Annotated in this window: 6 protein-coding genes and 1 rRNA gene; 4 read left to right on the top strand and 3 right to left on the bottom strand. The window is 72.4% G+C overall.

The window, feature by feature from the left end; translation table 11 throughout:
* Window positions 1-999, bottom strand: a 999-nt coding sequence (gene mmuM, locus ABZW30_RS29390) for a homocysteine S-methyltransferase (RefSeq protein ID WP_355674222.1), incomplete at its 3' end; no start/stop codon positions are given.
* 168 nt (window positions 1,000-1,167) lie between these two features.
* Between mmuM and ABZW30_RS29395 the strand changes: the two genes are divergently transcribed.
* From ABZW30_RS29395 to ABZW30_RS29405, 3 genes are all read left to right on the top strand, one after another.
* Complete coding sequence (locus tag ABZW30_RS29395) at window positions 1,168-2,115, top strand: NUDIX domain-containing protein (RefSeq protein ID WP_355674223.1); 948 nt, start codon at window positions 1,168-1,170, stop codon at window positions 2,113-2,115.
* A 50-nt stretch (window positions 2,116-2,165) separates the two neighbouring features.
* Window positions 2,166-2,714 carry an NUDIX domain-containing protein gene (locus ABZW30_RS29400; protein ID WP_355674224.1) on the top strand — a complete coding sequence of 183 codons (549 nt, stop codon included), beginning with the start codon at window positions 2,166-2,168 and terminating at the stop codon, window positions 2,712-2,714.
* A gap of 129 nt (window positions 2,715-2,843) precedes the next feature.
* The gene (locus ABZW30_RS29405; RefSeq protein WP_355674225.1) at window positions 2,844-4,862 is read left to right on the top strand and encodes an acetoacetate--CoA ligase; all 2,019 of its coding nucleotides are present in this window, start codon (window positions 2,844-2,846) and stop codon (window positions 4,860-4,862) included.
* A 73-nt stretch (window positions 4,863-4,935) separates the two neighbouring features.
* On the opposite strand, the gene ptsP is transcribed toward ABZW30_RS29405, so the two are convergent.
* Both ptsP and ABZW30_RS29415 read right to left on the bottom strand, forming a co-directional pair.
* Window positions 4,936-6,606 carry a phosphoenolpyruvate--protein phosphotransferase gene (gene ptsP, locus ABZW30_RS29410; protein ID WP_355674226.1) on the bottom strand — a complete coding sequence of 557 codons (1,671 nt, stop codon included), beginning with the start codon at window positions 6,604-6,606 and terminating at the stop codon, window positions 4,936-4,938.
* A gap of 271 nt (window positions 6,607-6,877) precedes the next feature.
* Complete coding sequence (locus tag ABZW30_RS29415) at window positions 6,878-7,327, bottom strand: PTS glucose transporter subunit IIA (protein ID WP_355674227.1); 450 nt, start codon at window positions 7,325-7,327, stop codon at window positions 6,878-6,880.
* A 668-nt stretch (window positions 7,328-7,995) separates the two neighbouring features.
* Here ABZW30_RS29415 and ABZW30_RS29420 point away from each other — a divergent pair.
* Window positions 7,996-8,083: ribosomal RNA gene (locus ABZW30_RS29420) — 16S ribosomal RNA — on the top strand; the annotation flags it as partial.

Genomic DNA, 8,083 nt, shown 5'->3' on the forward strand with positions numbered 1-8,083 from the left:
GCTCCGCTCGGCAGGGGCATTCGCCCACACGCACCTCCGATCGGTTCGCCCGCTTCGGTTCGCTCGCTCACTCACGGCCCCGCGCCGTACCGCCACCTCGGCCGCCAGTGCGGCGATCCCGTCCGGCCCGACCCGGCAGCAGCCGCCGACCAGCCGTGCCCCGTCCGCCAGCCAGCCGCCCACCCGGGCCGAGCGGAACGTCGGCTCGCCGCGCCAGCTCCGATGGTCGGCGTCCCACTCCTCCCCACTGTTCGGGTACACCACCACCGGTTTGCCGGTCACCCCGGCGGCCAGCGCCACCGCCCGGTCCGCGTCCTGCGGAGTGCAGCAGTTGACGCCCACCGCCAGCACCTCGTCCACCTCCGCGGCCAGCGCGAACGCCTCCGCCAGTGGCTGCCCGGCCCTGGTCCGGTCGCCCGCCACGCTGTACGACAGCCAGGCCGGCACCCCCAGCCCGCGCACCAGCTCCAGCAGCGCCCGCGCCTCGTCCGCGTCCGGCACCGTCTCCAGCGCCAGTACGTCCGGCCGGGCCGCGGCCAGCACCTCCAGGCGCGGCCGGTGGAAGGCCACCAGCTCCGCCGTGCTCAGCCCGTACCGGCCCCGGTACTCCGAACCGTCCGCCAGCACCGCCCCGTACGGGCCCACCGAGGCCGCCACCCAGCGCCGCCGCCCGCCCGGCTCGGCCCGCGCGGCCTCCCGGGCCAGCTCCACACTGCTCGCCAGCAGCCGCGCCGCCTCCGTATGACCCACCCCGCGCCGGGCGAAACCCTCGAAACTCGCCTGGTAGCTCGCCGTGATGGCGACCTCGGCCCCGGCCTCGAAGTACGCCCGGTGCGCCGCCACCACGGCCTCAGGGTCGTCCGCGAGCAGCCGCGCCGACCACAGCTCGTCCGACAGGTCGTGCCCGGCCGCCGCCAGTTGGTTCGACATCCCGCCGTCCAGGACCAGGGGGCCGGCCGCCAGCGCCGCGGCGAAGTCCGGCGGGGGAGAAATCGGCATCTCGGCCTCCTCGGGCACGGTCGTTCCTGGTCACAGCCTAGAAGTGGAAGGCCCTCGCCGACCGGGAAAACCATTTGCCGCCCGGGAAGGTAGTCGTTACGTTGTGCTCAGACCGAGAACGACAGCACCGAAGCCCCGGTGAGCGCGCAGAGCGGAGAGGAGCCCGCGATGGCAGCGGACGAACCGTCCCCCCAGCCCAGCACCGGGCCCGCGGCCGAGCAGGAGTGGCTCGCCGCGTACAACCCGCGCGCCTACGCCCCCATCGCTGTCACCGTCGACGTGGTCGCCCTGACGCTGCGCCGCGGCAGCCTCCATGTGCTGCTGGTCGAACGCGGCGCCCCGCCCTACCAGGGCTGCTGGGCGCTGCCCGGCGGCTTCCTGCGCGCGGGGGAGGAGGGCCTGGACGAAGCCGCGGCCCGCGAGCTCGCCGAGGAGACAGGTCTCCAGGGCGCCTCCGAGGTCGAGGCCACGCTCTGCCGCCTGCACCTGGAACAGCTCGGCACCTACGGTGCCCCCGAGCGCGATCCGCGGATGCACGTCGTCTCCGTCGCCTACCTCGCCTTCGCCCCCGACCTGCCCGACCCCCAGGCCGGGACGGACGCCGCGGCCGCCGCCTGGCACCCGGTCGCCGACCTCGACCTGGGCCCGCGGTCCTGCGGTTCCGCCCGAGCCGCCGGTGTGCCCGCCGACACCCACGGGGGTGGCGTCGACGGGCACACCGGCTCCCGCCCGATCACCCTCGCCTTCGACCACGCCCGCATCCTCGCCGACGGCCTCGACCGGGTGCGCGCCAAGCTGGAGTACAGCCCGCTCGCCACCGCCTTCCTGCCGTACGACTTCACCATCCCCGACCTGCGTGCCGTCTACGAGGCCGTCTGGGACGAGAAGCTCCACCCCGGCAACTTCCACCGCAAGGTCCTCTCCGTCCCCGGCTTCGTCGAGAGCACCGGCTCCACCACCGAACGCGGCGGCGCCCGCGGCGGCCCCCGCGCCCGCACCTATCACGCCGGCGACGCCCGCCAGCTCCACCCCGCCCTGCTCCGCCCCACCCGCGAAGAGCCGCCCGGGGACGCCGCGCCGGGCGACACCGCACCGCGCGACGACCGGGCTCACTGACCGCCCGGAACCCGGGGAACGCCGTCGACGAACAGGGCTACGATCCGGCCATGACCACTGACGAATCGACGAAGACCGTCCACCGGCCCTTCTCCCACTGCCACTTCTGCGGCACCGCCTACCCGCCCGGCACCGACACCTGGCCCCGCACCTGCCCCGGCTGCACCGAGATCAGCTACCGCAACCCGCTGCCCGTGGCCGTCGCCGTCCTCCCCGTCACCCGCCCCGACGCCGACCCCGCTCTGGTCGTCATCCGCCGCACCATCGAGCCCGGCTACGGCCAACTCGCCTTCCCCGGCGGCTACATGGACTACGGCGAGAGCTGGCAGCAGGCCTGCGTGCGCGAACTGCGCGAGGAGACCGGCATCTCGGCCGACGCCGCCGACGTCACCCTGATCCACATGGCCTCCGACCCCAACGGCCGCTTCGTCATGCTCTGCGGACTGCTCCCCGCCCGCCCGCTCAGCGAGCTCCCGCCCTCGCGCCCCACCGACGAGACCGACGGCTGGCAGCTCGCCACCGCCGACACCCCGCTCGTCTGGGACTTCCACAACGGCATCCTCCGCCGCTGGTTCGGCGGCGAGTTCACCCAGCGCTAGGCACCCGGGCCACCACCGGCCAACCCTGGCGCAGCGGGCGATCGCATGGCATGGTCTGCACCGACAGCCCAACCGGACGGGTTGGCCACGAGCTCTCCCGTCCCCACCACCGGCCGGGAGACCACCACCGTGAGCACCCCACCGCAGGACCAGCCGCTCTGGCGCCCGAACCCCGCTCGCGCCGCCGCCACCAGCCTGGTGGCCTTCCAAGCCTGGGCCGCCGAACACCACGGCGCCCCGGCCGCCGCGCTCGCCCCGGCCGAGGACGACCAGCAGGCAGCCGAGCGCTACGCCGACCTGCACGCCTGGTCCACCGCCGACCTCGACCGCTTCTGGACCGCGGTCACCCAGTGGTTCGACGTCCGCTTCACCCAGGCCCCCGAGGCCGTCCTCGCCGACCCGGCCATGCCCGGCGCCCGCTGGTTCCCCGGTGCCCGCCTCAACTACGCCGAACACGCCCTTCGCGCCGCCGAGGACCCCACCAACGCCGACCGCCCGGCGATCCTCCACCTCGACGAGACCACCGAGCAGCCCGTCGAGCTCACCTGGTCCGAGCTCCGCCGCCAGGTCGGCTCCCTGGCCGCCGCCCTGCGCGCCCGCGGCATCGGCGCCGGCGACCGGGTCAGCGCCTACCTGCCCAACATCCCGCAGGCCGCCGTCGCCCTCCTCGCCACCGCCGCCGTCGGCGCGATCTGGACCAGCTGCGCCCCCGACTTCGGCGCCCGCAGCGTCCTGGACCGCCTCCAGCAGATCGAACCCGCCGTCCTCTTCGCCATCGACGGATACCACTACGGAGGCAAGGACCACGACCGGGCCGACGTCGTCGCCGAGCTGCGCCGCGAACTGCCCAGCCTGCGCACCGTCGTGCACGTCCCGTTGCTCGGCGCCCCCGCCCCCGAGGGCGCCCTGCACTGGGACGACCTGGTCGCCGACGACGTCGAGCCGGTCTTCGAGCCCGTCCCCTTCGACCACCCGCTCTGGGTGCTCTACTCCTCCGGTACCACCGGCCTGCCCAAGGCCATCGTCCAGAGCCAGGGCGGCATCCTGCTCGAACACCTCAAGCAGGCCGGACTCCACCTCGACCTCGGCCCGCAGGACCGCTTCCTCTGGTACACCTCCACCGGCTGGATGATGTGGAACTTCCTGCTGGCCGGCCTCCTGGTCGGGACCACGATCGTCACCTACGACGGCAGCCCCGGCCACCCCGACACCGGTGCCCTCTGGTCCGTCGCCGCCCGCACCGGCGCCACCGTCCTCGGCACCTCCGCCGCCTACGTGATCGCCAGCCGCAAGGCCGACCTCCACCCCGGCCGCGACCTGGACCTCTCCGCCGTCCGCTGCATCGGCACCACCGGCTCCCCGCTCCCGCCCGACGGCTTCCGCTGGATCTACGACGAGGTCAAGCAGGACGTCTGGCTCGCCTCCGTCAGCGGCGGCACCGACGTCTGCTCCTGCTTCGTCGGCGGCGTCCCCACCCTCCCGGTGTACCTCGGCGAGATCCAGGCCCCCTGCCTCGGCGCGGCCGTCGAGTCCTGGGACGTCCAGGGCCACCCGCTCACCGACGCCGTCGGCGAACTCGTGGTCACCAAGCCCATCCCGTCCATGCCCACCGGCTTCTGGAACGACCCCGAGGGCACCCGGTACCACGACAGCTACTTCGACGTGTACCCCGGCGTCTGGCGCCACGGCGACTGGATCACCGTCACCTCCCGCGGCACCGTCGTCATCCACGGCCGCTCCGACTCCACCCTCAACCGCCAGGGCGTCCGGATGGGATCCTCGGACATCTACGAGGTCGTCGAGCGTCTCCCCGAGATCGCCGAATCCCTGGTCATCGGCCTGGAGGAGCCCGACGGCGGCTACTGGATGCCGCTGTTCGTCGTCCTCGCCCCCGGCGCCGAACTGGACGACGCGCTGATCGGCCGCATCCGCACCTCGCTGCGCACCGAACTCTCCCCGCGCCACGTCCCCGACGAGGTCATCGCCGTCCGCGGCCTCCCGCACACCCTCACCGGCAAGCGCATCGAGGTCCCGGTCAAGCGCATCCTCTCCGGCACCCCGTTGGAGAAGGCCGTCAACCCCGGCTCCGTCGACAACATCGACCACCTGCGCTTCTTCGAGCAGGTCAGGGTCGACCGCCAGGCCTGACCGGCCCCGAGAAACGCCGAAAGGGCGCTCCCCACCGCCGTGGCGGGGAGCGCCCCTTCTCCTATACGTCCGCTTACTCGCCGGACAGCACCTGCTGCGCCGCTGCCCGCGCCTCCTCGGCGCTGTCCGCAGCCCGGGCCGCCTCGGCGGCCCGGCGGCACTGCGCCTGGGTGTACTTGGCCAGCGTGGTCCGCACGTACGGGATCGAGGCCGCGCCCATGGAGAGGCTGGTGACGCCCAGACCGGTCAGCACCACGGCGAGCAGCGGGTCCGAGGCCGCCTCACCGCAGACGCCGCAGCTCTTGCCCGCCGCCTGCGCCGCGTCGGCGGCCGCGGCGATCAGGTCCAGCAGCGCCGGCTGCCACGGGTCCTGCAGCCGGGCCAGCGCACCGACCTGACGGTCCGCGGCGAAGGCGTACTGGGCGAGGTCGTTGGTGCCCAGCGACAGGAACTCGACCTCCTGCAGGATCGCCCGGGCCCGCAGCGCGGCCGACGGGATCTCCACCATCGCACCGAACTTGGCGTCCAGCCCGGCCTCCCGACAAGCGGCCGCGAAGTCCTTGGCGTCCTTGCGGTCGGCCACCATCGGGGCCATCACCTCAAGGTGCACCGGCAGGCCCTCGGCCGCCTTGGCGAGCGCCCGCAGCTGGGTGCTCAGCACCTCCGGGTGCTCAAGGAGCGTACGCAGACCGCGCACCCCGAGCGCCGGGTTCGGTTCGTCGGCCGGGGTCAGGAAGTCCAGCGGCTTGTCCGCGCCCGCGTCGAGCACGCGGACCACGACACGTCCCTCCGGGAAGGCCTCCAGCACCTTGCGGTACGCCTCGACCTGCTTCTCCTCGCTGGGAGCCTTCGCCGAGTCGTCCAGGAACAGGAACTCGGTACGGAACAGGCCGACGCCCTCGGCGCCGTTCTCCAGCGCCGCCGGCACGTCCGCCGGGCCACCCACGTTGGCCAGCAGCGGCACCCGGTGCCCGTCCGAGGTCTGGCCCGGGCCGGAGGAGGCGGCCAGCGCGGCCTTGCGCTGGGCGGCGACCGCCCGCAGCTCGTCCTGCTTCTCCTGCGAGGGGTCGAGCAGCACGTCGCCCGAGCTACCGTCCACCGCGACGACGGTGCCCTCGGCGACGTCCGTCGCCCCCGGCAGCGCGACCACGGCCGGCACGCCCATCGCCCGCGCCAGGATGGCGCTGTGGCTGGTCGGCCCGCCCTCCTCGGTCACGAAGCCCAGCACGAGGGTCGGGTCCAGCAGCGCTGTGTCGGCGGGCGCCAGGTCCCGCGCGAACAGCACGTAGGGCTCGTCGCTGTCCGGCACGCCCGGCATCGGCACGCCCAGCAGCCGGGCCACGATGCGGTTGCGCACGTCGTCCAGGTCGGCGACCCGCCCGGCCAGGTACTCCCCGGCGGAGGCGAGCAGCGCGCGGTAGGCCGCGAAGGCGTCGTAGACGCCGCGCTCGGCGCTGCTGCCGACGGCGATCCGGCGGGACACGTCGGCCATCAGCTCCGGGTCCTGCGCCATCAGCGCCTGGGCCTCCAACACGGCCTGCGCCTCGCCGCCCGCCAGGTTGCCGCGGGCGATCAGGTCCGCGGCGACCGCCTCGACGGCGGCCTCGGCGCGCGCCTGCTCGTGCGGGGCGTCCTCGGTCGGGATCTGGGTGGCCGGGGGCTCCAGGACCGCCGTGCCCATGTGCCGCACCTGGCCGATCGCGACCCCGTGGCTGACACCCACGCCGCGCAGTGTCTTCTCCATCAGACCTTCTTCCGAGTGGACCACCGGACGCTGACCGGCGGGAAGTTCGATATCTGGGCCCGCGACTGTGAGCGGCGCCATACGCTGAGACCCTGTCCTCGGGCAGCGGTCAGGGCTTGGCCGTCATGAGGTTTGACTGAGCCAAGTGAGAAGCCCCCGCGTTGGGGGAGAAGTCATCTACCTGTTCTCCACCGATGAGAGACAAGACAGGTAGCGCCGGAGGGTTCAGCCTGCGGCCTCGCAGAGTGCGCCACCTCGGAGCCGCCTTTGACTAGCTCCAGCTGAACAGCTGCTCGCCCGCCTGGGCCTCGCCGCTCTCGCGCACCTCACCGAGCGAGTCGGGAGCGGCCTCCAGCGCCACGATCGGAGAGATCGGCGACTTGCCCGCAGCCTCGACGGCGGCCGGGTCCCACCGGATCACGGCCTGGCCGCGGGTCACCGTGTCACCCTTGTTGACGAGCAGTTCGAAGCCCTCGCCGTTCAGTTGCACGGTGTCGATCCCCAGGTGGGTCAGCACACCGTGCCCGTCCGCGTCCACCACGACGAAGGCGTGCGGGTGCATGGAGACGACGACGCCGGCCACCGGAGCGAACGCCTCGGTGGGCTGGCGGACCGGGTCGATCGCGGTGCCAGGGCCGACCATCGCACCCGAGAACACCGGGTCCGGCACGCCGGCGAGCCCGACGACCTTGCCGGTCAGCGGCGACGTCACAATGGTCATGGTTGTGCCTCCCAAGTGCGCAATACAGCGAGCTGCCGCGAGGTGCGGCACGCGATCAACTGAAGCCTAAATTATGTCAACTTCGGACATCTACTGACATTCTCGGGCGAAGACCCACGCCCCCGCTCGCCTACCGGCCGGCGCCTCACCGGTCCGCGACTGGTCTAGTCCTCTTGGCCGATGCGCCGCACTCTACAGGCATCTTGGCGAATCAGGACCATTGCTGTATATGCTCGCGAGAGCAACAAATCATGCCGCCGTCCGGGCGACCCCCGGCGCGCCCCGATTCGCGCTCCGGCAGCCGACCCGCTATGGTTGGTCGAGTCGCCACAACACGGCGGTTAACACCAGATTTCGGATGGTAAAAGCTCCGGTAAACGGAGCGGAAAACATCTGGTAAGCTGGAAACACGAAAGAACGAAGCGCCCGGAGGGCCCGCTGGAAGGCGGTCCGAAGAAAGCGTCCGTTCCTTGAGAACTCAACAGCGTGCCAAAAGTCAACGCCAGATATGTTGACATCCCCGGCCTCAGGTTTCCTGGGGTTGGAGATTCCTTTTGAAATAACACTAGCGAGGACGCAGTGCGCGGGGCCGCCCTATTCCGGTGGTTGCCGTGCCGCTCAACGCGGGTGTCGACCGGCGCCTTTAATTAGGTACTGCCGGGTAAACATTCACGGAGAGTTTGATCCTGGCTCAGGACGAACGCTGGCGGCGTGCTTAACACATGCAAGTCGAACGGTGAAGCCCTTCGGGGTGGA

The organism is Kitasatospora sp. NPDC004669, from assembly GCF_040609455.1.
In the GTDB taxonomy this organism is placed as follows: Bacteria; Actinomycetota; Actinomycetes; order Streptomycetales; family Streptomycetaceae; genus Kitasatospora.

Excerpts from the sequence above, each read along its gene's own strand:
- ABZW30_RS29395 (WP_355674223.1), top strand. The coding sequence starts at position 1,168 with ATGGCAGCGGACGAACCGTCCCCCCAGCCCAGCACCGGGCCCGCGGCC.
- ABZW30_RS29400 (WP_355674224.1), top strand. The coding sequence starts at position 2,166 with ATGACCACTGACGAATCGACGAAGACCGTCCACCGGCCCTTCTCCCAC.
- ptsP (WP_355674226.1), bottom strand. The coding sequence starts at position 6,606 with ATGGAGAAGACACTGCGCGGCGTGGGTGTCAGCCACGGGGTCGCGATC.
- ABZW30_RS29415 (WP_355674227.1), bottom strand. The coding sequence starts at position 7,327 with ATGACCATTGTGACGTCGCCGCTGACCGGCAAGGTCGTCGGGCTCGCC.